The organism is Bradyrhizobium oligotrophicum S58, assembly GCF_000344805.1.
Classification (GTDB): Bacteria; Pseudomonadota; Alphaproteobacteria; order Rhizobiales; family Xanthobacteraceae; genus Bradyrhizobium; species Bradyrhizobium oligotrophicum.
Genome location: NC_020453.1, coordinates 6,875,188 through 6,899,392 on the forward strand (window position 1 = coordinate 6,875,188; position 24,205 = coordinate 6,899,392).

Consider the following 24,205-nt stretch of genomic DNA (forward strand, 5'->3'; position numbering starts at 1 on the left):
ACGACGAAACTGGCGGCCGCGCCGCCGGCCACGCCGTCGTCAGACCGCTTTCCGTCACGTCCGAGACCTACCGTCCGGGACACCTCCGGTCAAGTTCATTCATTTAGTGCTAAATGAAATTGTCGGAAGCCCGAAGTCCTGCTTGACCGGGCGTGCCCGCCCGCTCATCGTCGAAACACCAATGACGCCGTCCAGCGCGCCGATCGGGGACCAGGGAGAGCATGCCAGCAGAGCCGAAGCCGGAGGGGCGCCGCACGCGCGCGGAACAGCGCGCGACGACGGTGAAGCTGATCCTCGACACCAGCGAGGAGCTGTTTGCGCAGCTCGGCTATTACGGCGTGACGATCAAGGATGTGGCCGACAAAATGGGCATCCACCCCGCGCTGATCCATTATTACTTCGAGGGCAAGAGGGCGTTGTTCGATGCCGTGTTCGAACGCCGCATGGAATACGCTGTCACGGTGCGCACGGCCGGGCTGGATGCCTACGAGGCCAAGGTCGGAGATCGTCCGACCGTGGAAGGCACGCTGCGCGCCTATTATGACGGCGCGTTCGACGTCTACGTCAATGAAGAGGACAACTGGCGGCACTTCGGCCGCATCTTCGCGCAAGTCGCCAACGCGCCGGGCTATGGCGTGGAGATGATGGACGCCTATCTCGATCCGATGGTGCTGCGTCTCATCGGGCTGCTGCAGAAGGCGTTGCCCGACGCCACGCCCGAGGACCTGTTCTGGAGCTTCCAGTTCACCTCCGGCGCCTACTCGCTGATCCTGTCACGGACCGGCCGGATCGACCGGCTGTCGGGAGGTCTGTGCAAGTCCGACGATTTCGTGGCTGTCCGCGAGCGGTTCGTGACCTTCATGGCCGGAGGCTTCAACGCGCTCTACAAGCGGCGGAAGCAGAAGTCGAAATGAGCGCCCCTCGGCATCTCCCATCGGTCGCACACCACGCAAACAAGCAGCCGGAACCAATGATGACAGCTCCCTACGTCCCGCAAATGGCCCTCTATCGCCAATGGCTGAAGGACAATCGCGGTCTTCACTTCGAGAACTTCGAGCAGATGCGGCAGTGGTCGATCCGTGACCTCGACGGCTTCTGGCGTAGCATCTGGGACTATTTTGATCTGCAGTCGTCGACCGCATTCTCGACTGTCCTGGGCAAACGCACGATGCCGGGAGCGGTTTGGTTTCCCGGAGCTTCCGTCAACTACGCACGGCAGGTGTTTCGGCACGTCGAAGCCGCCGATGCGGCGGGCCTGCCTGCGATCATCAGCAGTCACGAGGACGGCAGGCTCACGGAAACGTCATGGCCGGAGCTTCGGCGAAAGGCAGCCGCCCTGGCGCTGCATCTGCGCGAGCAGGGCGTGGCGCCCGGCGACCGGGTCGCCGCCTATCTGCCCAATATCCCCGAAGCCATGATCGCGTTTCTCGCTGCCGCGAGCATCGGCGCGATCTGGAGCGTCTGCGCGCCCGACATGGCCGCGCCCGCCGTGATCGACCGGTTCAAGCAGATCGAGCCCAAGGTGCTGATCGCCTGCGATGCGGTCACTTATGCCGGCCGCCGGCACGATCGCCGCGATGTCGTCGAGGAGCTGCAGCGGTCGTTGCCAACAGTCGGTCACGTCATCCTGCACAGCGGCGATGCCGGCGCGCCGGTCGCCGGGGGCGTCCATCTCTCGGATGTCCTCTCAGGAACGGGCGCCAGCATCGATGCCTTCGAACCGGAATGGCTCCCCTTCGATCATCCGCTCTGGATCGTCTATTCGAGCGGCACCACCGGATTGCCAAAACCGATCGTGCATGGTCACGGCGGCATCATCATCGTCACGTTGGCCCTGCTCGGGCTGCACAACGACATCGGCTGCTCCTATCAGCCGAACTCTTTCGGCGAGCGCTATCACTGGTACAGCTCGACCGGCTGGATCATGTGGAACAACCAGGTCGGCGCGCTTCTGAACGGCACCACGTGCTGCATCTTCAACGGCAGCCCGGCTGGTCCCAAGGATCATCCGGACTGGACCACGCTGTGGCGGTTCGTGGCGAACTCCAAATCGACCTTCTTCGGCGCCGGCGCGGCGTTCTTCGCGAGCTGCGTCAAGGCGGACATCGATCTGGCTGACGCCGGCGATCTGTCCCATCTGCGCTGTCTCGGATCCACCGGCTCACCACTCAGCGCCGACACGCAGGCCTGGTTCGACCAGCGGTTTGCGGCGCTCGCACAGCTCAATGGCAGCCGGGCACAGGCCGAGATGTGGTGGTCCAACATCTCCGGCGGCACCGACTTCGCCGGCGCCTTCATCTGCGGCAATCGCGAATTGCCGCAGGTGCCCGGAACGATGCAATGCCGCGCACTCGGCGCGGCCGTCGAGGCCTTCAATGACCAGGGCGAGCCCGTCATCGGCGAAGTCGGAGAGCTCGTCTGCACCGAGCCGATGCCCTCGATGCCGCTGCGGTTCTGGAACGACGAAGGCAATGCGCGCTATCTCGCGAGCTACTTCGACGCCTTCGAGGCGCGAGGGGGAGGACCGGTCTGGCGGCATGGCGACTGGCTCAAGGTCGATCCGGACGGCTCCTGCATCATCTATGGCCGCAGCGATGCCACCATCAATCGCCACGGACTGCGGATGGGGACGAGCGAATTGTACTCGGCCATCGAGGCACTGCCGGAGATCCTGGACTCGCTGGTCGTCGATCTCGAATATCTCGGCCGGGACAGCTACATGCCGCTGTTCGTGGTGCTGCGCGACGGCGTCGCGCTCGATGCGGCGATGAAGCGGAAGATCAACATGGCGGTCGAAGCCGGCCTCTCGCGACGTTTCGTGCCCGACGAGATCTTTGCGGTTTCTGAGATCCCGCGCACACTGTCCGGCAAGAAGCAGGAGCTCCCGATCAAGAAGCTGCTGCTCGGGCAGCCGCTCGACAAGGTCATCAACCGCGATGCAATGGCCAATCCCGGTTGCCTCGACTGGTACATCGCATTCGCGCGGAGCCGTTTGCAGACCGGTTCAGGCGCGACGTAACAGCGGGCCTCGAGCAAGACGCTTGCCGTCATGCATCGAGGACGACACCCGTCAACTCGCCCAGTTTCGCCAGGAGCTGATCCTGAAACGCAGGATCGGCCGCCTGTGGGGCTGGCCGCTCCCGTCGCAAGTGATGCCAATATTGCCCACTGACCAGGGCAGCAGGATCCTCGCTCACCGCCAACCATGACTGAGTCCGTTGCCCGGTCTCCAGGTCGACAGGCGCGGTTGCACCGCCCATTTTCGTGCGGACCCAGCCCGGATCGACCGCGTTGCTCAGGACGCTCGGCCAACGTCGCGCCAGGGCCAGGGCGAGCGCAACAACGTGCAGCTTGCTTTCGGCGTAAGCGCGGGCGGGATCCCAGGGGCGCCGCGTCCAATCGAGATCATCCAATGATCCTTCTCCTCCGCGATGCAGCCCGCTGCTGATGAAGACCAGCCGAGCGGGCCGATCGAGGCGCGCCGTGAGCAGATAGGGCGCAAGAGTGTTTATTGCGAGCGAGCGGGCGTGACCCTCCGGCGTCGAGCCGCGATCAGGCTCCGTGTAGACGCCAGCGTTGTGGATGATCGCATCCATTCGCCCGACGGCGTTGACCTGATCTGCTACGGCGCCGACGTCCGCAGCCTTGCTGAGATCGCCGATGACGACGCCCGACGCGCGCGAGGCGACCTCGCCGATGGTTCCGGCGCGTTGAATTGATCGGGCGTGCAGGAGGACCTGATGTCCGCAATCAAGGAGAGCCTCCGCAGCTGCCCGACCAAGCCCGTCGGTGCTGCCCGTGATGAACACCATCGCCATTTGAGCTCCTTATTCCATTCTCGAGGACCAGGTTGCCATGCGGGTTCGAAAGACAGGTCCAACCCGCCCAATGCTCGGACGATCTAAAGCTGCCGGCGATGCCGTCGTTCCTTGCGGTGCGCGGGCGTCAGCTCGCCAGCTCACCTTTGGCGCTCCTGAACATGGGAGCGAAGGCCGCCGAGCAAGAGCGCCGTCTGCTGTATGAACAGCAATTCGTGACGATAGCGCCGACCACGGATGCCTTCGCCAAGGTGTGCCCGCGGATCGCGCAGGCACCGCAATGATGAGTTCTGTCAGATTGCCGAGCGTTGCATGAGCAACCCGCCCATCGCGTCGACCGCCCGTGCGGCCGCGGCCGCGTGGTTGATCTCGCCGGCATCCACGAGCGCCTCTTGCGTCTCGGCGTTGAAGTCAGGGTCCGAACCGTCCCCGCAGGATGCTGTCGGGCTTTTTGCGCGCCGGACCTGAGGCTCGGGCGTGTCGCATATCCAAGCAGGGTTAAGGGAGTGCTGGGGAAAGATTGGTAGCGGGAGAGGGACTCGAACCCCCGACCCCAGGATTATGATTCCCGTGCTCTAACCAGCTGAGCTACCCCGCCACGGTGTTCGATCAAGACGATGCCGGTGGACGAGTGCGGCGGGCCTTGTGAACGGGCGGCATATAAGGAGCCGTTCTCGCCCCTGTCAAGCAAAGCTCGCAGCCAGCAGCGGTTTTCCTCCCACGCGATTTACATCCGACTCGTCAAGGCCTTGGCGCAACCTCAGCGTCCCGTGCAGCGGGCATGCGGGCGCTTCGTCGGAGCAACGGCCGTCTGCGCCGAATCTCACGCGTCGAGCCGGCTCACTTCGGCAGCACGTTCGGATTGCCGCCGGGAGTGCCGGGCGGCGGGATCACCGGCGTCGTGCCGCCCTCGGGCGTCGGCGCGTGCATCTCGGGATCGACCCCGCTCGGCGGGCACAATACGCCGTTGGTCTTGGCGAGCTTCTCACCCAACGGCTCACCGGCGCGGCCGGTGGTGATGCCGTCAGGGGCGGCCGTGGCCCGCTCATTCGGCGCACACGCCGCATTCTGGTTCGGGGTCGGCGCGGTCGCCTGCGGCGGCGTGGCGGGCGTCGGCGGCGCCTGGGCATGAGTCACGGCCGAGGCTGACGCCAGCACCAACGAAAGGAACAAGGATTGACGGATGCTCATGGCGGGGCAACGCGAAGCCTGCCTTCGCGTTCCCGCGTCGAAGGCGCGCGACGCGCAACGGACGACATGGTCCGGCGATCAGCCCTTGCGGTAGCGGATCAGCGAGAAATGCCCGAGCGGCGGCATCGGCCGGCGTTCGGCAAGCGTGATGCCGCCGTGCTTCGCAGCCCAGTTCACGAGCCGGGCCCAGGGGAACTCCGGCCGCCAGCCGAGCCGGCGCGCGATCGGCGCAAAGGCGAGCTCGAAGATGCGCCGTGGACCACTCTCGGCGCCGATATGATTGACCAGGATCAGTTCGCCGCCCGGCTTCAGCACGCGGACGAAATCATCGAGCGTGGCTTCAGGGTCCGGCACCGCGGTGATGACATATTGCGCCACGACCGCGTCGAAGAAGTTGTCGGGAAAGGCGAGATGCTTGGCGTCCATCACCGCCAGGGTCTCGACATTGAACAGCTTCAGCTCGCGCACGCGGGCTTGCGCCCGGCGCAGCATCGGCTCGGAAATGTCGACACCGCAGATCTTCGTGGTGCGGGCATAATCCGACAAAGAGAGGCCGGTGCCGACGCCGACATCAAGAATGCGGCCGCCGATGCGGTCGGCTTCAGCGATGGTCGATTGTCGCCCCTGATCGAAGACCTTGCCGAACACCAGGTCGTAGACCGGCGCCCAGCGCTCGTAGGCCTTTTCGACCCCCGCGCGGTCGATGTCCCCCATGCCCCTGCCCTGAATGATGAGAAATGATCAGCCGCGAACCGGCTCGGCCACGCGCTGCGGCCTGGCGATGCCGGCTGACGCCATGCTCTGCGCGGCCGCACTCTGGATGAAGCCGCCGCCGAGCACACGGGCACGGCCGGAGGCCGCGTCGTAGAACACGCAGGCCTGGCCGGGCGAGACGCCCTCCTCGCCGGCAACGAGCTCGACTTCGTAGTGGCCGTCAGCGCCGCGCAGCCAGGCCGGCTGCGGCGGACGGGTCGAACGCACCCGGACGAACAGTTCGAGACCGTCGCGCACGGCCGCATCGAGCGCGCCGTCGCCGATCCAGTTGACCTCGCGTAGCGTAATGCGATGCGTGCGCAGCGCCTCGCGCGGGCCGACCACGACGCGGCGGGTCGCGACGTCCAGCTTGACCACGTAGAGCGGCGCGCCGGCGGCGATGCCGAGCCCCTTGCGCTGGCCGATCGTGTAGTTGGCGATGCCGTGATGCGCGCCGAGCACCCGCCCCTGAAGATCGACGATTTCACCCGGCTCCATCGCGTTCGGGCGCAGCTTGCCGATGATGTCGGTGTAGCGCCCGGTCGGCACGAAGCAGATGTCCTGGCTGTCGTGCTTGTCGGCGACCTCCAGCTCGAAGCGGCGCGCCAGTTCGCGCACCTCAGGCTTGGTCATGTCGCCGAGCGGAAAGCGCAAGAAGTCGAGCTGCTCGCGCGTGGTCGCGAACAGGAAATAGCTCTGGTCGCGATCGGCATCGGCCGCGCAGGTGAGTGCGCGCGATCCGTCCGCCAGCCGGCGCGAGGCGACGTAATGGCCGGTCGCCAGCACGGAGGCGCCGAGCTCGCGCGCGGTCTTCAAGAGATCGCCGAACTTGATCGCCCGGTTGCACTCGATGCACGGCACCGGCGTCTCGCCCGACGCGTAGCTGGCGGCAAAATTATCGATCACGGACTCGCGGAAACGGTCTTCGTAGTCCAGCACGTAATGCGGGATGCCCAAGCGCTCGGCGACGTTGCGGGCGTCGTGGATGTCCTGGCCGGCGCAGCACGCGCCCTTGCGGTGGGTCGCGGCGCCATGGTCATAGAGCTGCAAGGTGATGCCGACGACGTCGTAACCTTGCGACTTCAACAGCGCAGCCGTCACCGACGAGTCCACGCCGCCGGACATGGCGACGACGACCCTGGTGTCCTCGGGACGGCCTTCGAGATCGAGACTGTTGAGCATGGTCACGTCACTGCGATCGCGGCGTCAGGCAGGGGTCCCCGGCGCGGGAACGCCTCGCATGCGCCGTCTTTGCGGATGGCTTGCCTCCAGCGACTTCCGAACACGGTCTTCTGGCCGGAAACAACACGAGAAGCATCTGTCTTTAATATAGGCGCACTTCCTGCGAAGCAATCGCGCTGGCCGCAGAGGGCAGCGGCAATTCTTGCCGGCCGGGCAGAAATGGTGGGGGGAGCCGCGTCCCAAGGTCGCGCCGGCCATCGTTTAAGTCTATGATATTATGTATATTTATTTGTAACGCCACCTTGGCCCGCTCCTTGCTGAACTGCCTTGTCGAGTTCATCGCAAGAGGTTCCAAGGTGTTCAGCGTCACGTCAGACATCCAGGCCGGCACGGTTCTCAAGACGCCAGCGCCGAAACAGTCCCGTCAGGACGCCTCGCAGCTGTCCGACAGCTTCTCGGCGCTGGTCGATGCCGCGACGCCGCCGGATCCGTCGACCTCGTCGCTTCCCACCGCCCCTACGTCGGCGCCCCGCGCCAGCAGTTCCGCATCGAGCGCCAGCCGCGATGTTTCGCGCAGCACGGACACCGACCGCGCCAGCCAGGCGGGGGCACAGGACAAAGCCGACAGCAGTGCGGCGCCGGCCGACCGCAGCAGCAAGCCGGGCTCGGATACGTCCTCGGATGCGACCGCCGACAAATCTGCCAAGTCCGGAACCGATACCGCCGACGCCGCCACCGGCAAGACCGGCGACAAGAAGGATGGCGACCAGAGCAGCGCGGATGCGACTGCCGCAGCGCAGGCTGCCGTCGATCAAATGACCGCGACGCCGGCCCCAGTCGCCGTCGCAATCCCCGCCGAGATCACGCTGGCCAATCCGGCCGCGGCCGCTGCCGCACCGGATGGCGATGCCGCCTCCGCCGCACCCGCCCCGGCCGTGCCGGTCGCCGGGGCCATCGGCGTTGGCGCAACCGGCTCGGCCGATGCCACCGCAGGGCTGATGGCCGCGGCCGCCAAGTCCGCCACCCCGGTCAAGACGTCGGACGAAGCCGCCGCCACACCGGCAGGCGCCGGCGCGACGACCCCCGCTTCCGGCGACGCGACCGCTTCACCTGATCAGACCTTCACGGCCGCACTCGATGCAGCCGTCCCCGGCCGCACCAAGGCGACCGGCAAGCCCGGCACAGCGGGCAAGACGGGCCTCACGACCGGTGAAGCCGCCAAGACCTCCGACCAAGGCAGCCTCACGACGCAGGGCGCCCATCAGCCGAACCAGGCCAGCGGCGCGCAACAGCCCGCCCTTGCCGCCAAGCCGGACAATGGCGAGATCGCACCGACCGCCAAGGGCGACGGCAACGCGCCGGCGTCATCCGCGCATGAGCGCGGCGCGGCGCAGGCCGGCGCGCAGAGCAACGTGCCCGTATCAGACCCGACGGCCCAGGCCGCGTCTGCCCTGCAGCCGCAGCTCGCCACCCCTGCAACGTCTGCCAACCCGATCACCGCCGCCAACCTCACCGCGACCGCGGCCACCGCCGCCGCGGTGCCGCTGCACGGGCTCGCGGTCGAGATCGCGGCCTCCGCGCTCAACGGCAAGAGCCGCTTCGAGATCAGGCTCGATCCGGCGGAGCTTGGCCGCATCGATGTCCGCATCGACGTCGATCGCAACGGCCAGGTGACGTCGCATCTGCGCGTCGAGAAGCCGGAGACGCTCGCGATGCTGCAGCAGACCGCGCCGCAACTGCAGCAGGCGCTGCAGGACGCCGGTCTCAAGAGTAACAACAGCGGCTTGCAATTCTCACTGCGCGACCAGAACTCGTCCGGCCAGAACGGCGGCGACAACCAGCAGAACGCCAACGCGCAACGCCTGATCGTGACCGAGGACGAAACAGTCCCGGCACAGCTCGCTGGACGGTCCTATGGACGCATGTTCAGCGCGCAAGGCGGCGTGGATATCAGGGTTTAACAGGAGGCTTCCATGGCAATCGGCGACGCAATCACGGCAAACCCGCCAGTCTCGGGCACCACCAACTCCAATTCGTCAACTGGCAACAACAGCAGCCTCGGCTCCAGCACGGGCTCGACGATCGCAGGCAATTTCCAGACCTTCCTGACGCTGCTGACCACGCAGCTGCAGAACCAGAACCCGCTCGACCCGCTGGACACCAATCAGTTCACCCAGCAGCTCGTGCAGTTCGCCGGCGTCGAGCAGCAGCTCAAGACCAACGACCAGCTCGCCTCGCTGCTCACGATGCAGCAGACGACACAGGCGACCCAGGCGCTCGCCTTCGTCGGCAAGACCGCCGTGGTCAGCGGCTCCACCACGACCATGACCAGCGGAAAGGCGAGCTGGGATCTCAGCATCCCCAAGGACAGCAACCTCACCGTCAACATCACCAACAGCGTCGGCCAGACCGTCTTCACCGGCAAATATACCGCCAGCGCCGGCAACAATCAGACCTACAACTGGAACGGCCAGGGCAATGACGGCACCCAATGGCCGGACGGGCAGTACAAGATCACGACGGTCGCGACCGATGTGACCAACGGCAGCCCGGTGGCGATCTCGACCCAGGTCCAGGGCACCGTGTCCTCGGTCGACCTGACCCAGCAGCCGCCAATGCTGACGATCGGCGGCCAGACCTACACGGTCAACCAGATCCAGCGGATCGTCAGCTAGCTCTCAGCCCCCTCTGAACCGATCCCAGCTGAGCTTGAACATCAAGCTCAGCTGCCGCGGCGACATGTCAGCGTAAGCGCCGGAAATTCTTAACCAATCATTTACCACGATTCAGCTCCCGGGGCGTCTTGCCGCCGGGCGCGGCGGCGTTCGCGCCGAGCTTCGGATTCACGCCCTTTGCTTAGGCAAATTTTAAGCGAGGCGGCGTAGGGTCTTACCGTGAGTTCAGTGGTTAAGAGTTTGTGAGTACGCCATGACAGAACCCCATCGCCCGAGGGTGAAATACGTCATCGGGCCTGACGGCAGCCCGCTCACCATCGCGGATTTGCCTGCGCCAGGCACCAAGAGGTGGGTCATTCGCCGGAAGGCTGAAGTCGTTGCCGCCGTTCGCGGCGGTTTGCTGTCCCTCGAAGAAGCGTGCAGCCGCTACACCCTGACCGTCGACGAATTCCTGTCGTGGCAGTTCTCGATTGACCAGCACGGTCTCGCCGGCCTGCGCACCACCCGAATTCAGCAATATCGCCAATAAAGCGTTCCGAACGCGACTGGATTTCTTCGAAAATCGGCTTGGCCCCGCCAAGCCGATTTTTGCCATGACTACACTTTGTTAGGACCCTTTAACGATCGTTAACCATATCGAAACCTTCCCATAGGCAATAATTGCCCAGTGGTTCGATTCAACCTCCGCGAACCGTCTCGCGACTGCGGGAGCGGAGGCTGGCATCGGATCGCACCTGGAATGCGGGTGCTGGTGAAGGTTTAACGATTGAATTTCGCGATATCTGCAACCGGCCGTAAAGGCCCGCGAAGCTCAAATCACCTTTCAGCAGCCACCCGTCGAATGCCGAACTATGGGGCAGTTGCTTGCAAGGTCTCTTGGACTTCCTGAAGGGTTTGGGCGCCGCGCGGCTGACCGCCATGATCGCGGTCACCGCCGCTTTGATCGGCTTCTTCGGCTTCGTCATCATTCGCGTGACGGCGCCGCAGATGACCACCCTGTTCACCGACCTGACGATGGAAGACTCCTCCAGCATCATCAAGGACCTGGAGCGGCAGGCAATTCCGTTCGAGATCCGCAATGAAGGCAGCGTGATCCTGGTGCCGAAGGACAAGGTCACCCGGCTGCGCATGAAGCTCGCCGAGGGCGGCCTGCCCAAGGGCGGCGGCGTCGGCTACGAGATCTTCGACAAGTCGGACGCGCTGGGCACCACGAGCTTCGTTCAGAACATCAACCATCTGCGCGCGCTGGAGGGCGAGCTCGCCCGCACCATCCGCGCCATCGACCGCGTCCAGGCGGCGCGCGTCCATCTCGTGCTGCCGGAGCGGCCGCTGTTCTCGCGCGAGACCCCGGAGCCGTCGGCCTCGATCGTCGTGCGCGTGCGCGGGGCGCTGGAGCCGGCGCAGATCCGCGCCATCCGCCATCTCGTCGCCTCCGCCGTCAACGGCCTGAAGCCGCAGCGGGTGTCGATCGTCGACGAAGCCGGACAATTGCTCGCCGACGGCACCCAGACCGACATCGACCAGCAGGTCGGCGACGAGCGCCGCAGCACCTTCGAGAAACGGATGCGCAAGCAGGTCGAGGACATCGTCTCCTCGGTCGTCGGCGCGGGCCGCGCCCGCGTCCAGCTCTCCGCCGACTTCGACTTCAACCGCGTCACCCAGACCTCCGACCGCTACGATCCGGAAGGGCGGGTGCTGCGATCGAGCCAGACCCGCGAAGAGCAGTCGGCCACCAACGAGAACAACGGACAGGTCACGGTCAACAACGAGCTGCCGGGCAACCAGCAGAACCCGCCCCAGCCGCAACCGCGCGACCAGAGCAAGAAGACCGAAGAGACCAACAATTACGAGATCTCCCGGACCACCAAGACCGAGGTCACCGAGGCCGGCCGGGTCAACCGCATCTCGGTCGCGGTTCTGGTGGACGGCGCCTACTCCAAGAACGAGAAGGGCGAACTGGTCTATCAGGAGCGCAGCAAGGACGAGCTCGACCGCATCGCCGCGCTGGTCCGCTCCGCGATCGGCTTCGACCAGAAACGTGGCGACCAGGTCGAGGTGGTCAACCTGAAATTCGCCGACGCGCCGACCGTCCCTCAGATCAACGAGCCGACCGGCTTCCTCGGCATGCTCCACTTCACCAAGGATGACGTGATGTACGTCATCGAGCTCGCCGTCATGATGCTGCTCGGCATCGTGGTGGTGTTCATGGTGGTGCGGCCGCTGGTGAAGAAGATCATCTCCACCGAAGAGGTCGCCGCGCTGAGGGGTGGGGTGCCCGCGCTCACCGACGAAACCGTCCAGGCGCAGGCCGCCCACGCCCAGCAGACCGCCACATTGATCGACGTCGCCCAGGTCCAGGGCCAGGTTCACGCCCAGTCCGTGCACCGCGTGGGTGAACTCGCCGAGCGCAATCCGGGCGAAGCCGCCGCCATCATCCGCCAGTGGCTCGCCGAGCCGCAGAACTGATCCAACCGACGTGAACTGCCCGAACTGAAAAGAACGTAGATCGCCATGTCGCTTCCGCAGACTCAGAACGCCAACGACATCTCCACCGTCATCGCGACGCTTGCGAGCCGCCAGTCGCAGCGCGCGAAGACCGAGCCCCTGAGCGGCCCGAAGCGTGCGGCCGTGATGATGCTGGCGCTCGGCGAGCAGTATGGCGGCAAGATCTGGCAGCAGCTCGACGACGACGAGGTGCGCGAGCTCTCGCTCGCGATGTCCACGCTCGGCACCGTCGAGGCCGACGTGGTCGAGGACCTGATGCTCGAATTCGTTTCGCGGATGTCGGCCTCCGGCGCGCTGATGGGCAATTTCGACGCCACCGAACGGCTGCTGCAGCAATATCTGCCGTCGGAGCGGGTCACCGGCATCATGGACGAGATCCGCGGCCCCGCGGGCCGCAACATGTGGGAGAAGCTCTCCAACGTCCAGGAAGAGGTGCTCGCCAACTACCTCAAGAACGAATATCCGCAGACCATCGCCGTCGTGCTGTCCAAGCTGAAGCCCGAGCATGCCGCGCGCGTGCTCGCGATCCTGCCCGAGGACATGGCGCTCGACGTCATCGGCCGCATGCTGCGCATGGAAGCGGTGCAGAAGGAGGTCATCGAGCGCGTCGAGCAGACGCTGCGGGTCGAGTTCATGTCGAACCTGTCGCAGACCCGCCGCCGCGACGCCCACGAGGTGATGGCCGAGATCTTCAACAATTTCGACCGCCAGACCGAGACCCGCTTCATCACCTCTCTCGAAGAAGAGAACCGCGAGTCCGCCGAGCGCATCAAGGCGCTGATGTTCACCTTCGACGACCTGATCAAGCTCGATTCCGCCTCGGCGCAGACGCTGCTGCGCAATGTCGACAAGGACAAGCTCGGCGTGGCGCTCAAGAGCGCCAACGAGGAGGTCCGCAACTTCTTCTTCGGCAACATGTCGTCGCGCGCCGCCAAGATGCTGCAGGACGACATGGCCGCAATGGGACCTGTGCGCCTGCGCGACGTCGACGAGGCGCAGGCCCTGCTCGTCAACCTCGCAAAGGACCTCGCCGCCAAGGGCGAGATCATGCTCAGCAAGAACCGCGCCGACGACGAACTGGTGTACTGATGGCTCAGCCCGCGAAATTCCTGTTCGATACCGATTTCGCCGCGCCGGAGAAGACGACGCGGGAGCGTGCGGCCACGTCCGCCGAGATTGCACAGAAAGTCGCGGCCGCCGAAGCTGCCGCCTACCGCAACGGCTACGAGGCGGCGCAGCGCGAGGCCAAGGTCGAGGCCGACCGCCGCGTCGCGTCGGCGCTGGAGCAGATCAACATCCAATTGCAGGGCATCTCCGCCCGCTTCTCCGGCATCGAGACGCGGATGGAAAACGAAGCAGTCGACGTCGCGGTTGCCGTCGCGCGCAAGCTGTGCGCGGCGCTGGTCGCCGCCGAGCCGCTCGGCGAGATCACCGGCCTGGTGCATGACTGCTTCGCGCATCTGGTGGCCACGCCGCATCTGGTGCTCCGGATCAACGACAGCCTGTACGAGCTCGCCCGCGAGAAGATCGAAAAGCTCGCCAAGCAGAGCGGCTTCGAGGGCCGCCTGGTGATCCTCGCAGAGCCGGAGATCGCGACCGGCGACTGCCGCATCGAATGGGCCGACGGGGGCGTCGTGCTGGAGCGCGACGCCATCGATGCCAAGATCAACGAACTGGTCGGGCGCTACATCGCGTCCCGGAAAGACTAGGCCATCGAAATGGCCGAGGGAGTTTAAGTCATGAGCGACAACGAGATCCCGCTTCCCGACCTCAACGCGGCGGACGCGCCTCCGCTGGGCGGCGACGTCGGCTACAACGAAGAAGAGCATGCCGCGCGCATCGCGGCCGACCTCGAAGCGGTGTTCGACGTGCCGGTGCAGGTCTCGGCCGTGCTCGGCCGTTCCAAGATGGATGTCGGCGAGCTCCTGAAGCTCGGGCCCGGCACCGTGCTCGAGCTCGACCGCAAGGTCGGCGAGGCCATCGACATCTACGTCAACAACCGGCTCGTGGCACGCGGCGAGGTGGTTCTGGTCGAAGACAAGCTCGGCGTGACGATGACCGAAATCATCAAGTCCGACCGCAACTGACAGACATGACCTGCGCGCGTTTCGCAAGCGGCGCGACCGAATAGGAGACGAACATGCGGCTTCTCATCGTCGGGACGCTGAAGGGGCAACTCACCGCGGCCACCAAGATCGCCATGGAGAATGGCGCGACCGTCACCCATGCCGAGGACAACGAGCAGGCGATGCGGGTGCTGCGCGGCGGCAAGGGCGCCGACCTGCTGCTGGTCGACGTCGCGCTCGACATCCGTGATCTCGTGATGCGGCTCGACGCCGAGCACATCCACGTGCCGATCGTCGCCTGCGGCATCACCAGCGACGCCCGCGCCGCGGTCGCAGCCATCCACGCCGGCGCCAAGGAATACATTCCGCTCCCGCCGGATCCCGAGCTGATCGCCGCCGTGCTCGCGGCCGTCGCCAACGATTCCCGCGATCTCGTCTATCGCGACGAGGCGATGGCCAAGGTGATCAAGCTCGCCCAGCAGATCGCCGGCTCCGACGCCTCGGTCATGATCACCGGCGAGTCCGGCACCGGCAAGGAGGTGCTGGCGCGCTATGTCCACAGCCGCTCCGCCCGCGCCAAGCGTCCCTTCATTTCGATCAACTGCGCCGCGATCCCCGAGCACCTGCTGGAGTCCGAGCTGTTCGGCCACGAGAAGGGCGCCTTCACCGGCGCCATCGCCCGCCGCATCGGCAAGTTCGAAGAGGCCAATGGCGGCACCCTGCTGCTCGACGAAATCTCGGAAATGGACGTGCGGCTGCAATCCAAGCTGCTGCGCGCCATCCAGGAGCGCGTGATCGACCGCGTCGGCGGCACCCGCCCCGTGCCGGTCGACATCCGCATCATCGCCACCTCGAACCGCAATCTTGCCGACGCCGTGCGCGAAGGCTCGTTCCGCGAGGACCTGCTGTTCCGGCTCAATGTCGTCAATTTGAAGATCCCGCCGCTGCGCGAGCGCCCCGCGGACATCCTCGAGCTGGCGCAGCATTTCGCGCGCAAATATTCCGAGGCCAACGCGGTGCCGCTGCGGCCGATCTCGGCCGACGCCAAGCGCATCCTCACGACCAACCGCTGGCCGGGCAACGTGCGCGAGCTGGAGAACACGATGCATCGTGCGGTGCTGATGGCGCAGGGCGACGAGATCGGACCGGATGCGATCCTGACGCCAGACGGCGCGCGCCTCGACATTGGCAAGACTCAGCCGGCGGTGGCGCATGCTACGATGGCGGCGGAGCAGGTCACGCGCGCTTTGGTCGGCCGCACCGTGGCCGACGTCGAGCGCGACCTGATCCTCGAAACCCTGAAGCACTGCCTGGGCAACCGGACACATGCGGCCAACATCCTGGGAATCTCGATCCGGACGCTGCGCAACAAGCTCAACGAATATGCCGATGGTGGCGTGCCGATCCCGCCGCCGGGCAGCGGGGACACCCCGCGCATGCCCAGTCCGGTGTAGTCTGTCGACCTTCATCCGCATCATCGTCAGCGGCGCGCTCGTCCTGGGCGCGCCGCTTTCCGTTTCAGCAGCCGGTGGGGCGACGCGCGGCATGCTGGCAGGCTGCTGGGAGCAGATATCTCACGCACCGCTGATGCAGCCTTCGTCGGGCGAGGAGTGGGGTTCGCGCAGCTGGTGCTTCGCGCGCGAAGGCCAGTTGGTGTCGCGAACGATCGCATGCGGCACCGGCGGTTGCGACGGCTGGGACAATCAACGCAGCTATCGCTGGCGGCCGCCGTTCCTCGCGCTATCCGACGTCGACACGTCTGCTGACGGCAAGACGCAGACCCGGGTCTGGCGACGGTGCCGCGTCCAGTTCCTGACGCGAGACTGGATGCAGTTGCAGAATTGCGAGCAGTCTCCCGATCCCTGGATTCGCGAGAAGCGACAACGACGCGCCAGGCGCGCTCAGCCTCAGGAATAGCTCGGCGCTTCGGGACTGCGGAAGATGTGGATGGGATCGCCCGGCGTGAACTCGCGCTGCGTGAGGACCGCATAGGCATACAGCGCAAGATAGAGGACCGCGACCGTGCCGACCACGTAGAGCGCCCAGGTTCCGATCCGTTTCATCAGCTCCGCCGCAAACACCGCCGAAAAGGCCTCGGCGCTTTTACGGCGTCCGGCTTCGCGACGCCACCCCGCGCCGAACTCACCCTTCGGGCGTGCGCCGCGGATCAGGCACGCTGAGCGCGGCAAGCCGGCCGAGATCGTCGTCGCGATCAACGGCGACATAGCCGCCATGCCAATACGCCAGGGCTGCGGCCTGCGGCGCGATGTCGACATGCACGACACGGCCGATCACGATGCCATGGGAATGCCGCTCGATGATCTCCTCGACCTCGCAATCCAGCGCAGCGAGCGCCCCGACCAGCAGTGGCACGCCCGTGACATGCTTGCGCCACTCGGCCCCGGCGAATCGCTCGGTGCCTCGGAGGCCGCCTTTACCCGAGAACCGCTCGGCCACCTCGATCTGGTCTGCGGCCAGCAGATTGGCCCCGAAAACGCGTTCCCGCTGCAGAATCGGCCATGACGAGGCATTCCGGTTCAGGCTCACGATCACCGAGGGCGGCTCGATGGACAGCGACGACAGCGAACTCACGGTCATGCCGGTCACGTCATCGCCCCGCCCGACGGTGATGACGCTGACGCCGCCGACCAGTTGGCGCATCGCAGAGCGGAAGTCGGGCTGAAGCGCCGTAGCATCGGGCATGTGACGGATGATGGAGTTCATTGCGATGATATCTCCTACCCCGCCGTGCCCGGTCCAAGCAACTGGCCCAGGATCGAGCCTTCCAGCGCCGCCAGTTCGGCAGAGCCGCGCTGACGCGGCCGCGGCAGGCCGACCGTGATGTCCTCGGCGATCCGGCCATCCTCGATGACGAGCACGCGATCGGCCAGGGCCACGGCTTCCGCGACGTCATGGGTGACCAGGATTGCGGTAAATGTCTGATCGGCCCAGACCCGCTCGAGCAGGCGCTGCATCGCAATCCGCGTCAGCGCATCGAGCGCCCCCAGCGGCTCGTCGAAGGCCAGCAGGCGCGGTCCGCTCACCAGCGCCCGCGCCAGCGCAACGCGCTGCTTCTGGCCGCCCGACAGCACCGCCGGCCACTGGTCGCGCTTCTCGGCGAGGCCGACCTCTTCCAGCGCGTGCCGGGCGCGCTCATGCGCGCCAGCCGACTTGCGCTCACGGCCGAGACCGACCTCGACATTGGCCAGCACCCGCGCCCACGGCAGCAGCCGCGGTTCCTGGAACATGACGCGGATATCCTCGGGCCGCGCCGCGGCTTCGCCGAAGCTGATGCTGCCGGATGTCGGCTTGTCCAGCCCGGCGATCAGGCGCAGCAGCGTGCTCTTGCCGCAGCCGCTCTGGCCGACGATCGCGACGAACTGCCCGACCGGAATGTCCAGGTCGATGCCGCGCAGCACCTCGTTGTCACCGAACGACTTATGGAGGTCGCGGATCGCGAGCGGCAGGCCGCGCGCCTCGGGTCTTGCCGGCTGCGGCGACACGCCTGGCTTCCTCGCATGACGGAAAGCCTCAGCATGCCCGATGACATCGGTGCTGTCGATCACGTCGACATCGGACAGGGGAACTCGGAGAGCTTGCTGCATGTGCAGACCTCAATGCTTGCTGAAGGCCGGATGCCAGGACAGCGTCAGCCGCTCCAGCACCCGCGAGGCGCTGTCGGCGACCTTGCCCAGCAGGGCGTAGATCAGGATGGAGAGCACGACGACGTCGATCTGCATGAACTCGCGCGCCTGCATCGCCATGTAGCCGAGGCCCGAGGAGGCCGCGATCGTCTCGGCGACAATCAAGGTGAGCCACATGATGCCGAGCGCGAAGCGCAGGCCGACGAAGATCGACGGCAGTGCGCCGGGGAAGATCACGCGGCGAAACAGCTCGCCGTCGGTCATGCCATAGACGCGGCCCATTTCAATGAGTTGCGGATCGACGGTGCGAATCCCGTGCAGCGTGTTGAGGTAGACCGGGAAGAACACGCCGAGCGCGACGAGAAACAGCTTTGCGCTCTCGTCGATGCCGAACCACAGGATGACCAGCGGGATCAGCGCCAGATGCGGCACGTTGCGGATCATCTGCAGCGTGGTGTCGGTGAGCTTCGCCGACAGCTGCGACAGGCCATTCGCCAGACCAAAGGCGAAGCCGATGCCGCCGCCGATCAGAAAGCCGATCGAGGCGCGCCAGAAGCTGACCCAGATGTTGCGGCCGAGCTCGCCGGACAACAGCAGCTTCCATCCGGCGCGCGCGACGTCGCTCGGTGCGGGCAGCACGCGCGGCGGCACCAGGCCCGCAACCGAGGCCGCCTGCCAGATCAGGATGATCGCGAGCGGCACCAGCCAGGGCAGGAATCCGTCCGCCCGCGGCACGGCCAGCTTGCGGACCTTGGGGAGGCTGTCGATCAGGCTCATGATTGCGAGGCCCTCTGCAACGGACGATGCTCGTTGGCGATGGTCTCGCCGAACGGCCCGGTATTGGCGCGGAGTTTGGTCACGTTGCCGCCCTGCCCCGAGACATTCAAGCCAAGCTTGGGGAATACCAGCTCGGCGAAGCGATAGGCTTCCTCAAGATGCGGGTAGCCGGACAGGATGAAGGTGTCGATGCCGATATCCTGATACTCGCGGATGCGCGCCGCCACCGTGTCGGGATCGCCGACCAGCGCCGTGCCGGCGCCGCCACGGACGAGGCCGACGCCGGCCCACAGGTTCGGGCTGATCTCGAGCTTGTCGCGGCGGCCGCCATGCAGCTGCGACATCCGCTGCTGCCCGACCGAGTCCATGCGCGCGAAAATCTTCTGCGCCGAGGCGATGGTGTCGTCGGTGACGTGCTTGATGAGATCGTCGGCGGCAGCCCAGGCCTCCTCATTGGTCTCGCGCACGATCACGTGCAGGCGGATGCCGAACGACAACTTGCGCCCGCGCGGGTCGGCAACGGCCTTCACCTTGGCGATCTTGGCAGCGACGTCGGCCGGCGGCTCGCCCCAGGTGAGATATTTCTCGACGGTGTCGACGGCGACGTCGATGCCGGCATCCGAGGAGCCGCCGAAGAACAGCGGCGGCCGCGGCGACTGCACCGGCGGAAACAGCAGGCGGCCATCCTCGACCTGGATGTGCTTGCCGGAGAAGTTGACGGCCTCGCCTTCGAGCAGCGCATTGTAGACGGTGAGGAACTCGCGGGTGACCTCGTAGCGTTCCTCATGCGAAAGGAAGACGCCGTCACCCTTGTTCTCGACCGGATCGCCGCCGGTCACGACGTTGACCAGCAGCCGTCCATTGGTGACGCGGTCGAGCGTCGCGGTCATGCGCGCGGCGACCGCCGGCGATTGCAGGCCGGGTCGCACCGCGACGAGATAGCGCAGCTTCTCGGTGAACGGCGCCACCGCCGAGGCAACGATCCAGGAATCCTCGCAGCTGCGCCCCGTGGGGATCAGCACGCCGTAATAGCCGAGCTGATCGGCTGCCTGCGCCACCTGGCGCAGATAGTTGAAATTGACCTCGCGGCCGCCTTGTGACGTGCCGAGATAGCGGCCGTCGCCATGGGTCGGCAGGAACCACAGCACATTGGGCTTCGACGAATCGTTACTCATGTCGATGTCTTTCGGATTGGTGTCGCGATCGGGCGTCAGGTGGACGGTGTCCACTTCCAGACGATGTCGGCGACGTTGACGGGCTTCGGAATGAGGCCAACGCGCGCGAAACGGTCGGCAACGGCCTGCTGACTCTTGATGATCTCGTCGTCGATCGGCACGACGCTGTAGACCGAGCGATCGACGAAGCGCTTGACCGCTTCAGGATCGACCCCGGTGGCTTCTGCTTGCGCCTTGGCCACCTCGTCGTGATGACTGTTGGCCCACACGCCCTCGGCTGCGAAGGCCGCGTTCAGCCTGGCGACGACGGCGGGATACTTTTCCACGAAGTCGCTGCCCACGATGTAGAACGAGTTCGGCTTGTGCACGTCCTTGTCCCACGCGATCACCCGCGCATTCTCCTTGAGCTCGGCGAGCGCGAGATAGGGATCCCAGATCGACCAGGCGTCGACCGAGCCCTTGACGAAGGCGGCGGTGGCGTCGGCCGGCGCGAGCGGTGCCGGCGTGATGTCGCTCCACGACAGGCCTGCCTTCTCGAGGGCTGCGACCAGCAGATTGTGCGCGCTCGAGCCCTTGCCGAACGCGACGCGCTTGCCCTTGAGATCGGCGAGCGTCTTGATCGGTGAGTCCTTGGGCACGACGATCGCCTGGCTGCTGCCGTTCTGCCTGACGGCGGCGGCATAGCGGATCCTGGCGCTGGCCGCCTGCGCGAAGATCGGCGGCGCGTCGCCGACATAGCCGAAATCGACGCTGCCGACATTGATGGCCTCCAGCAGCGGCGGACCGAACTGGAAGTCGACCCAGACGATGTCGATGCCGGCGGGCTTGAACGTGTCCTCAATGGTACGGTGGGCCTTCACGGCCGGGAAGAAGCCGCCCTTCTGGGTGCCGATGCGGATCTCCTTCGGCTTGTCCTCGGCGCGCAGCGGCGCCGACCACGCCACCACGGCAGCAGATCCCAAAGACAGTTTCAGAAAATCACGACGCTTCATTGCCCTCTCCGACCAAGACCCGCGCATCCGCGTTGATGCGATGCACAGGATGATGGTGGCGGGCGAAACGCGTGTCGAGCACCCCGGAAAAATAGCGATGCCGGTCCTGTTTCGTCGCACCGCGAGGGGATGTTCGTATCGAAACGGCGGCGCAAAGCAGCGAGAATTTCTCGGTATCGACAACCCGATCACGGGTCTTCACGGTCCATCAACCACGATCGCGGTTCGGCGGCGCGCAGATCCGAGGCCAGCCGTCGCCGCGGTTCCCGGGTTGATTCAAGTCAAGGCCATCGCAGGGCATCCCGGCCTATAATGAAGGCAGGCGCGGCCCGGATGCCGTAACCACTCCCCCTACCTACCTAGCAGAGAAATCTCTCATGTCGCTCGTCGGCAGCGATGCGAATGCGCGTGCGCGTCGCAGACGCATGGAAATTTTTGCCTTCCTGTTCCTCACGGCCGTGCTGATGCCCGCGCTCGCGGTCGCCACCGTAGGGTCCTACGGGCTCACGGTGTGGGTCTACCAGATGATGGCCGGGCCGCCCGGCCCGCCATCGCAGCACTGACCGGAAGGACGAATCACATGCTCACCACCCGTACCTCCGTCGACCGGCGCGCGCTGATCACCGGCCGCGTGCTGACGGCAGAGCCCGTCGTCGCACCGCCCTCCGGCGAGATCGCCAGCATCATCGTGCAGACCCGCCCCGAGCAGCTCGATCGCGTCGCCGCCGACATCGTCGCGATGTCCGGCTGCGAGATCCACGGCCGCGACGAACGCGGCAAGCTGATCGTCGTGGTCGATGCGCCCAATGCCGGCGCGCTCGGCGCCACCATGAACAGCATCGGGCTGTTGCCGCACGTGCACTCCGCCTGCCTCGTCTTCCACGCTATCGACGCCGGCTAATCACACGAGACCACAATGACCGAACCAAAGATCGATCGCCGTCAGATGCTCAAGCTGGAAGCCGCCGCGATTGCCGCGGCCGCCGCTGGCATGCCCGGCAGCTCGCTTGCAGCGAACCTCGTCACCGAGCGCGAGGCCAGCGAGTTGAAATGGGACAAGGCCGCCTGCCGCTTCTGTGGCACCGGCTGCAGCGTGATGGTCGCGACCAAGGACAACCGCGTCGTCGCCACCCATGGCGACATCAAGGCCGAGGTCAATCGCGGCCTGAACTGCGTCAAGGGCTACTTCCTGTCCAAGATCATGTACGGCCATGACCGCCTGACGCATCCGATGCTGCGCAAGACCAACGGCAAGTACGACAAGAACGGCGATTTCACGCCCGTGACGTGGGACGAGGCCTTCGACATCATGGCGTCGAAGTACAAGGACGCGCTGAAGAAGCGCGGCCCGTCCGGTGTCGGCATGTTCGGCTCGGGCCAGTGGACGATCTGGGAAGGCTACGCCGCCTCGAAGCTGTTCAAGGCCGGCTTCCGCTCCAACAACATCGATCCCAATGCGCGGCACTGCATGGCGTCGGCCGTCGCCGGCATGATGCGCACCTTCGGCATCGACGAGCCGCCCGGCTGCTACGACGACATCGAGGCCACCGATGCGTTCGTGCTGTGGGGCTCCAACATGGCGGAGATGCATCCGATCCTGTGGAGCCGCGTCACCGACCGCCGGCTGTCGGCGCCGCATGTCCAGGTCGCCGTGCTCTCGACCTTCGAGCATCGCTCGTTCGACCTCGCCGACATCGGCATGGTGTTCAAGCCGCAGACCGATCTCTACATCCTCAACGCGATCGCCAACCACATCATCAAGACCGGCCGCGTCAACAAGGAGTTCATCACCGCCCACACCGTGTTCAAGCGCGGCCAGACCGACATCGGCTACGGCCTGCGGCCCGAGCATCCGCTGGAGAAGAAGGCGACCGGCCGCACCAAGGCCAATGACGCCACCGACATCTCGTTCGACGAATACGCAAAATTCGTCTCCGACTACACGCTGGAGAAGGCCGCCGAAATGTCCGGCGTGCCGCTGAACCGGCTCGAGGCGCTGGCCGAGCTCTATGCCGATCCCAAGACCAAGGTGGTCTCGTTCTGGACCATGGGCTTCAACCAGCACACCCGCGGCGTCTGGTGCAACAACCTCGTCTACAACATCCATCTGCTGACGGGAAAGATCGCCGAGCCCGGCAACAGCCCGTTCTCGCTGACCGGCCAGCCGTCGGCCTGCGGCACCGCGCGCGAGGTCGGCACCTTCTCGCACCGCCTGCCCGCCGACATGGTCGTCACCAACAAGGAGCATCGCACCAAGGCCGAGCACATCTGGCAGCTGCCGGAAGGCACGATCCCGGACAAGCCGGGCTATCACGCCGTGCTGCAGAGCCGGATGCTGAAGGACGGCCTGCTCAACGCCTATTGGGTCCAGGTCAACAACAATCTCCAGGCCGGTCCGAACGCGAATGAAGAGACCTATCCGGGCTTCCGCAATCCCGACAATTTCATCGTCGTCTCCGACGCCTATCCGTCCGTGACCGCGCTCGCCGCCGATCTCATTCTGCCGACCGCGATGTGGGTGGAGAAGGAAGGCGCCTATGGCAATGCCGAGCGCCGCACCCAGTTCTGGCATCAGCTGGTGTCCGCGCCCGGCGAGGCGCGCTCGGACCTGTGGCAGCTGATGGAGTTCTCCAAGCGCTTCAAGATCGAGGAGGTCTGGCCCGAGGAGCTGATCGCCAAGAAGCCCGACGTGCGCGGCAAGACGCTGTTCGACGTGCTCTACAAGAACGGCCAGGTCGACAAATTCCCGGTCGACCAGATCGAGCCGGGCTATGCCAACGACGAGTCCAAGGCGTTCGGCTTCTACGTCCACAAGGGCCTGTTCGAGGAATACGCCTCGTTCGGCCGCGGCCACGGCCATGACCTCGCGCCGTTCGAGGCCTATCACAAGGAGCGTGGCCTGCGCTGGCCTGTGGTCGACGGCAAGGAGACGCGCTGGCGTTTTCGCGAGGGCTCCGACCCTTACGTCAAGGCCGGCACCGGCGTGCAGTTCTATGGCTTCCCCGACGGCAAGGCGCGCATCTTCGCGCTACCCTACGAACCGCCGGCGGAATCGCCCGACAAGGACTATCCGTTCTGGCTGTCGACCGGCCGCGTCGTCGAGCACTGGCATTCCGGCACCATGACCCGTCGCGTGCCCGAGCTCTACAAGGCGTTCCCCGAAGCGGTCTGCTTCATGCATCCGGATGATGCGCAGGAAGCCAATCTGCGGCGCGGCGACGAGGTGAAGGTGGCGTCGCGACGCGGCTTCATCCGCGCCCGCGTCGAGACCCGCGGCCGCGACAAGCCGCCGCGCGGGCTCGTGTTCGTGCCGTGGTTCGACGAGTCGAAGCTGATCAACAAGGTGACGCTCGACGCCACCGATCCGATCTCGCTGCAGACCGACTACAAGAAATGCGCCGTGCGCATCGAGCGGGTGTGACGATCA

The 24,205-nt window shown here is 65.8% G+C and carries 26 protein-coding genes and 1 tRNA gene; 15 read left to right on the top strand and 12 right to left on the bottom strand.

Annotated elements, in window-relative coordinates; genetic code table 11:
• Positions 1–221: 221 nt before the first annotated feature.
• Together S58_RS29705 and S58_RS29710 are read left to right on the top strand one after the other, a co-directional pair.
• Complete coding sequence (locus tag S58_RS29705; RefSeq protein WP_015669126.1) at positions 222–914, top strand: TetR/AcrR family transcriptional regulator; 693 nt, start codon at positions 222–224, stop codon at positions 912–914.
• 56 nt (positions 915–970) lie between these two features.
• On the top strand, positions 971–3,019 hold the full coding sequence (locus tag S58_RS29710) for an acetoacetate--CoA ligase (protein WP_015669127.1): 2,049 nt from the start codon (positions 971–973) through the stop codon (positions 3,017–3,019).
• Positions 3,020–3,047: 28 nt separating this feature from the next.
• On the opposite strand, the gene S58_RS29715 is transcribed toward S58_RS29710, so the two are convergent.
• Positions 3,048–3,818: an SDR family NAD(P)-dependent oxidoreductase gene (locus S58_RS29715; protein WP_015669128.1), complete on the bottom strand. Its 771-nt coding sequence runs from the start codon at positions 3,816–3,818 to the stop codon at positions 3,048–3,050.
• A 98-nt stretch (positions 3,819–3,916) separates the two neighbouring features.
• Here S58_RS29715 and S58_RS29720 point away from each other — a divergent pair, with 98 nt between their 5' ends.
• Complete coding sequence (locus S58_RS29720; RefSeq protein ID WP_015669129.1) at positions 3,917–4,102, top strand: hypothetical protein; 186 nt, start codon at positions 3,917–3,919, stop codon at positions 4,100–4,102.
• 237 nt (positions 4,103–4,339) lie between these two features.
• Here the strand turns inward: S58_RS29720 and S58_RS29730 are convergent.
• From S58_RS29730 to mnmA, 4 genes are all read right to left on the bottom strand, one after another.
• Positions 4,340–4,416: transfer RNA gene (locus S58_RS29730), tRNA-Met, on the bottom strand.
• Between the two features lie 242 nt (positions 4,417–4,658).
• Complete coding sequence (locus S58_RS29735; protein ID WP_042340306.1) at positions 4,659–5,009, bottom strand: hypothetical protein; 351 nt, start codon at positions 5,007–5,009, stop codon at positions 4,659–4,661.
• Between the two features lie 78 nt (positions 5,010–5,087).
• Positions 5,088–5,723, bottom strand: a complete 636-nt coding sequence (locus tag S58_RS29740; protein ID WP_015669131.1) for a class I SAM-dependent methyltransferase — start codon at positions 5,721–5,723, stop codon at positions 5,088–5,090.
• Positions 5,724–5,750: 27 nt separating this feature from the next.
• The gene (mnmA, locus tag S58_RS29745; RefSeq protein ID WP_015669132.1) at positions 5,751–6,944 is read right to left on the bottom strand and encodes a tRNA 2-thiouridine(34) synthase MnmA; all 1,194 of its coding nucleotides are present in this window, start codon (positions 6,942–6,944) and stop codon (positions 5,751–5,753) included.
• A gap of 356 nt (positions 6,945–7,300) precedes the next feature.
• Here mnmA and S58_RS29750 point away from each other — a divergent pair, with 356 nt between their 5' ends.
• From S58_RS29750 to S58_RS36970, 9 genes are all read left to right on the top strand, one after another.
• The gene (locus S58_RS29750) at positions 7,301–8,905 is read left to right on the top strand and encodes a flagellar hook-length control protein FliK (RefSeq protein WP_015669133.1); all 1,605 of its coding nucleotides are present in this window, start codon (positions 7,301–7,303) and stop codon (positions 8,903–8,905) included.
• A gap of 12 nt (positions 8,906–8,917) precedes the next feature.
• Positions 8,918–9,619: a flagellar hook assembly protein FlgD gene (locus S58_RS29755; RefSeq protein ID WP_015669134.1), complete on the top strand. Its 702-nt coding sequence runs from the start codon at positions 8,918–8,920 to the stop codon at positions 9,617–9,619.
• 253 nt (positions 9,620–9,872) lie between these two features.
• On the top strand, positions 9,873–10,148 hold the full coding sequence (sciP, locus tag S58_RS29760; protein WP_002714638.1) for a CtrA inhibitor SciP: 276 nt from the start codon (positions 9,873–9,875) through the stop codon (positions 10,146–10,148).
• Between the two features lie 335 nt (positions 10,149–10,483).
• Positions 10,484–12,085, top strand: a complete 1,602-nt coding sequence (gene fliF / locus S58_RS29765; protein ID WP_015669135.1) for a flagellar basal-body MS-ring/collar protein FliF — start codon at positions 10,484–10,486, stop codon at positions 12,083–12,085.
• A gap of 45 nt (positions 12,086–12,130) precedes the next feature.
• Positions 12,131–13,213, top strand: a complete 1,083-nt coding sequence (gene fliG / locus S58_RS29770) for a flagellar motor switch protein FliG (RefSeq protein WP_015669136.1) — start codon at positions 12,131–12,133, stop codon at positions 13,211–13,213.
• Positions 13,213–13,833, top strand: coding sequence for a FliH/SctL family protein (locus S58_RS29775; protein WP_015669137.1), 621 nt, complete (start codon positions 13,213–13,215; stop codon positions 13,831–13,833). Before fliG ends, S58_RS29775 begins: the two co-directional genes overlap by 1 nt.
• Positions 13,834–13,863: 30 nt before the next feature.
• On the top strand, positions 13,864–14,211 hold the full coding sequence (fliN, locus tag S58_RS29780) for a flagellar motor switch protein FliN (RefSeq protein WP_015669138.1): 348 nt from the start codon (positions 13,864–13,866) through the stop codon (positions 14,209–14,211).
• Between the two features lie 53 nt (positions 14,212–14,264).
• Complete coding sequence (flbD, locus tag S58_RS29785; RefSeq protein ID WP_015669139.1) at positions 14,265–15,644, top strand: sigma-54-dependent transcriptional regulator FlbD; 1,380 nt, start codon at positions 14,265–14,267, stop codon at positions 15,642–15,644.
• Positions 15,574–16,107 carry a hypothetical protein gene (locus S58_RS36970; RefSeq protein WP_244440663.1) on the top strand — a complete coding sequence of 178 codons (534 nt, stop codon included), beginning with the start codon at positions 15,574–15,576 and terminating at the stop codon, positions 16,105–16,107. Before flbD ends, S58_RS36970 begins: the two co-directional genes overlap by 71 nt.
• On the opposite strand, the gene S58_RS38725 is transcribed toward S58_RS36970, so the two are convergent.
• The 7 genes from S58_RS38725 to S58_RS37890 all read right to left on the bottom strand — a co-directional run bounded on the left by S58_RS38725 (position 16,098) and on the right by S58_RS37890 (position 20,980).
• The gene (locus S58_RS38725; protein ID WP_042341017.1) at positions 16,098–16,253 is read right to left on the bottom strand and encodes a hypothetical protein; all 156 of its coding nucleotides are present in this window, start codon (positions 16,251–16,253) and stop codon (positions 16,098–16,100) included. The genes S58_RS36970 and S58_RS38725 overlap by 10 nt on opposite strands.
• 79 nt (positions 16,254–16,332) lie before the next feature.
• Positions 16,333–16,914: a flavin reductase family protein gene (locus tag S58_RS29795; RefSeq protein ID WP_015669142.1), complete on the bottom strand. Its 582-nt coding sequence runs from the start codon at positions 16,912–16,914 to the stop codon at positions 16,333–16,335.
• A 14-nt stretch (positions 16,915–16,928) separates the two neighbouring features.
• Complete coding sequence (locus S58_RS29800; RefSeq protein ID WP_015669143.1) at positions 16,929–17,795, bottom strand: ATP-binding cassette domain-containing protein; 867 nt, start codon at positions 17,793–17,795, stop codon at positions 16,929–16,931.
• Between the two features lie 9 nt (positions 17,796–17,804).
• Positions 17,805–18,611 (bottom strand): ABC transporter permease subunit, encoded by an 807-nt coding sequence (locus S58_RS29805; RefSeq protein ID WP_015669144.1) that lies wholly within the window; start codon positions 18,609–18,611, stop codon positions 17,805–17,807.
• Positions 18,608–19,786 (bottom strand): FMNH2-dependent alkanesulfonate monooxygenase, encoded by a 1,179-nt coding sequence (gene ssuD / locus S58_RS29810; protein WP_042341018.1) that lies wholly within the window; start codon positions 19,784–19,786, stop codon positions 18,608–18,610. Before ssuD ends, S58_RS29805 begins: the two co-directional genes overlap by 4 nt.
• Positions 19,787–19,821: 35 nt before the next feature.
• Positions 19,822–20,778: an aliphatic sulfonate ABC transporter substrate-binding protein gene (locus S58_RS29815; protein ID WP_015669146.1), complete on the bottom strand. Its 957-nt coding sequence runs from the start codon at positions 20,776–20,778 to the stop codon at positions 19,822–19,824.
• Positions 20,765–20,980, bottom strand: a complete 216-nt coding sequence (locus tag S58_RS37890) for a hypothetical protein (protein ID WP_144058419.1) — start codon at positions 20,978–20,980, stop codon at positions 20,765–20,767. The genes S58_RS29815 and S58_RS37890 overlap by 14 nt, the downstream gene beginning before the upstream one ends.
• A 175-nt stretch (positions 20,981–21,155) precedes the next feature.
• Here S58_RS37890 and napE point away from each other — a divergent pair, with 175 nt between their 5' ends.
• From napE to napA, 3 genes are read left to right on the top strand one after another with little or no spacing between them, the layout of a single operon-like run.
• Positions 21,156–21,341, top strand: a complete 186-nt coding sequence (gene napE / locus S58_RS29820; protein ID WP_015669147.1) for a periplasmic nitrate reductase, NapE protein — start codon at positions 21,156–21,158, stop codon at positions 21,339–21,341.
• A 17-nt stretch (positions 21,342–21,358) separates the two neighbouring features.
• The gene (locus S58_RS29825) at positions 21,359–21,679 is read left to right on the top strand and encodes a chaperone NapD (RefSeq protein WP_015669148.1); all 321 of its coding nucleotides are present in this window, start codon (positions 21,359–21,361) and stop codon (positions 21,677–21,679) included.
• 15 nt (positions 21,680–21,694) lie between these two features.
• Positions 21,695–24,199, top strand: coding sequence for a nitrate reductase catalytic subunit NapA (napA, locus tag S58_RS29830; RefSeq protein WP_015669149.1), 2,505 nt, complete (start codon positions 21,695–21,697; stop codon positions 24,197–24,199).
• Positions 24,200–24,205: the final 6 nt, after the last annotated feature.

Coding starts and splice junctions, on each gene's coding strand:
- S58_RS29705 (WP_015669126.1), top strand. CDS start 222: ATGCCAGCAGAGCCGAAGCCGGAGGGGCGCCGCACGCGCGCGGAACAG.
- S58_RS29710 (WP_015669127.1), top strand. CDS start 971: ATGATGACAGCTCCCTACGTCCCGCAAATGGCCCTCTATCGCCAATGG.
- S58_RS29715 (WP_015669128.1), bottom strand. CDS start 3,818: ATGGCGATGGTGTTCATCACGGGCAGCACCGACGGGCTTGGTCGGGCA.
- S58_RS29720 (WP_015669129.1), top strand. CDS start 3,917: ATGCCGTCGTTCCTTGCGGTGCGCGGGCGTCAGCTCGCCAGCTCACCT.
- S58_RS29735 (WP_042340306.1), bottom strand. CDS start 5,009: ATGAGCATCCGTCAATCCTTGTTCCTTTCGTTGGTGCTGGCGTCAGCC.
- S58_RS29740 (WP_015669131.1), bottom strand. CDS start 5,723: ATGGGGGACATCGACCGCGCGGGGGTCGAAAAGGCCTACGAGCGCTGG.
- mnmA (WP_015669132.1), bottom strand. CDS start 6,944: ATGCTCAACAGTCTCGATCTCGAAGGCCGTCCCGAGGACACCAGGGTC.
- S58_RS29755 (WP_015669134.1), top strand. CDS start 8,918: ATGGCAATCGGCGACGCAATCACGGCAAACCCGCCAGTCTCGGGCACC.
- sciP (WP_002714638.1), top strand. CDS start 9,873: ATGACAGAACCCCATCGCCCGAGGGTGAAATACGTCATCGGGCCTGAC.
- fliG (WP_015669136.1), top strand. CDS start 12,131: ATGTCGCTTCCGCAGACTCAGAACGCCAACGACATCTCCACCGTCATC.
- S58_RS29775 (WP_015669137.1), top strand. CDS start 13,213: ATGGCTCAGCCCGCGAAATTCCTGTTCGATACCGATTTCGCCGCGCCG.
- fliN (WP_015669138.1), top strand. CDS start 13,864: ATGAGCGACAACGAGATCCCGCTTCCCGACCTCAACGCGGCGGACGCG.
- flbD (WP_015669139.1), top strand. CDS start 14,265: ATGCGGCTTCTCATCGTCGGGACGCTGAAGGGGCAACTCACCGCGGCC.
- S58_RS36970 (WP_244440663.1), top strand. CDS start 15,574: ATGCCGATGGTGGCGTGCCGATCCCGCCGCCGGGCAGCGGGGACACCC.
- S58_RS38725 (WP_042341017.1), bottom strand. CDS start 16,253: ATGAAACGGATCGGAACCTGGGCGCTCTACGTGGTCGGCACGGTCGCG.
- S58_RS29795 (WP_015669142.1), bottom strand. CDS start 16,914: ATGAACTCCATCATCCGTCACATGCCCGATGCTACGGCGCTTCAGCCC.
- S58_RS29800 (WP_015669143.1), bottom strand. CDS start 17,795: ATGCAGCAAGCTCTCCGAGTTCCCCTGTCCGATGTCGACGTGATCGAC.
- S58_RS29805 (WP_015669144.1), bottom strand. CDS start 18,611: ATGAGCCTGATCGACAGCCTCCCCAAGGTCCGCAAGCTGGCCGTGCCG.
- ssuD (WP_042341018.1), bottom strand. CDS start 19,786: ATGAGTAACGATTCGTCGAAGCCCAATGTGCTGTGGTTCCTGCCGACC.
- S58_RS29815 (WP_015669146.1), bottom strand. CDS start 20,778: ATGAAGCGTCGTGATTTTCTGAAACTGTCTTTGGGATCTGCTGCCGTG.
- napE (WP_015669147.1), top strand. CDS start 21,156: ATGTCGCTCGTCGGCAGCGATGCGAATGCGCGTGCGCGTCGCAGACGC.
- S58_RS29825 (WP_015669148.1), top strand. CDS start 21,359: ATGCTCACCACCCGTACCTCCGTCGACCGGCGCGCGCTGATCACCGGC.
- napA (WP_015669149.1), top strand. CDS start 21,695: ATGACCGAACCAAAGATCGATCGCCGTCAGATGCTCAAGCTGGAAGCC.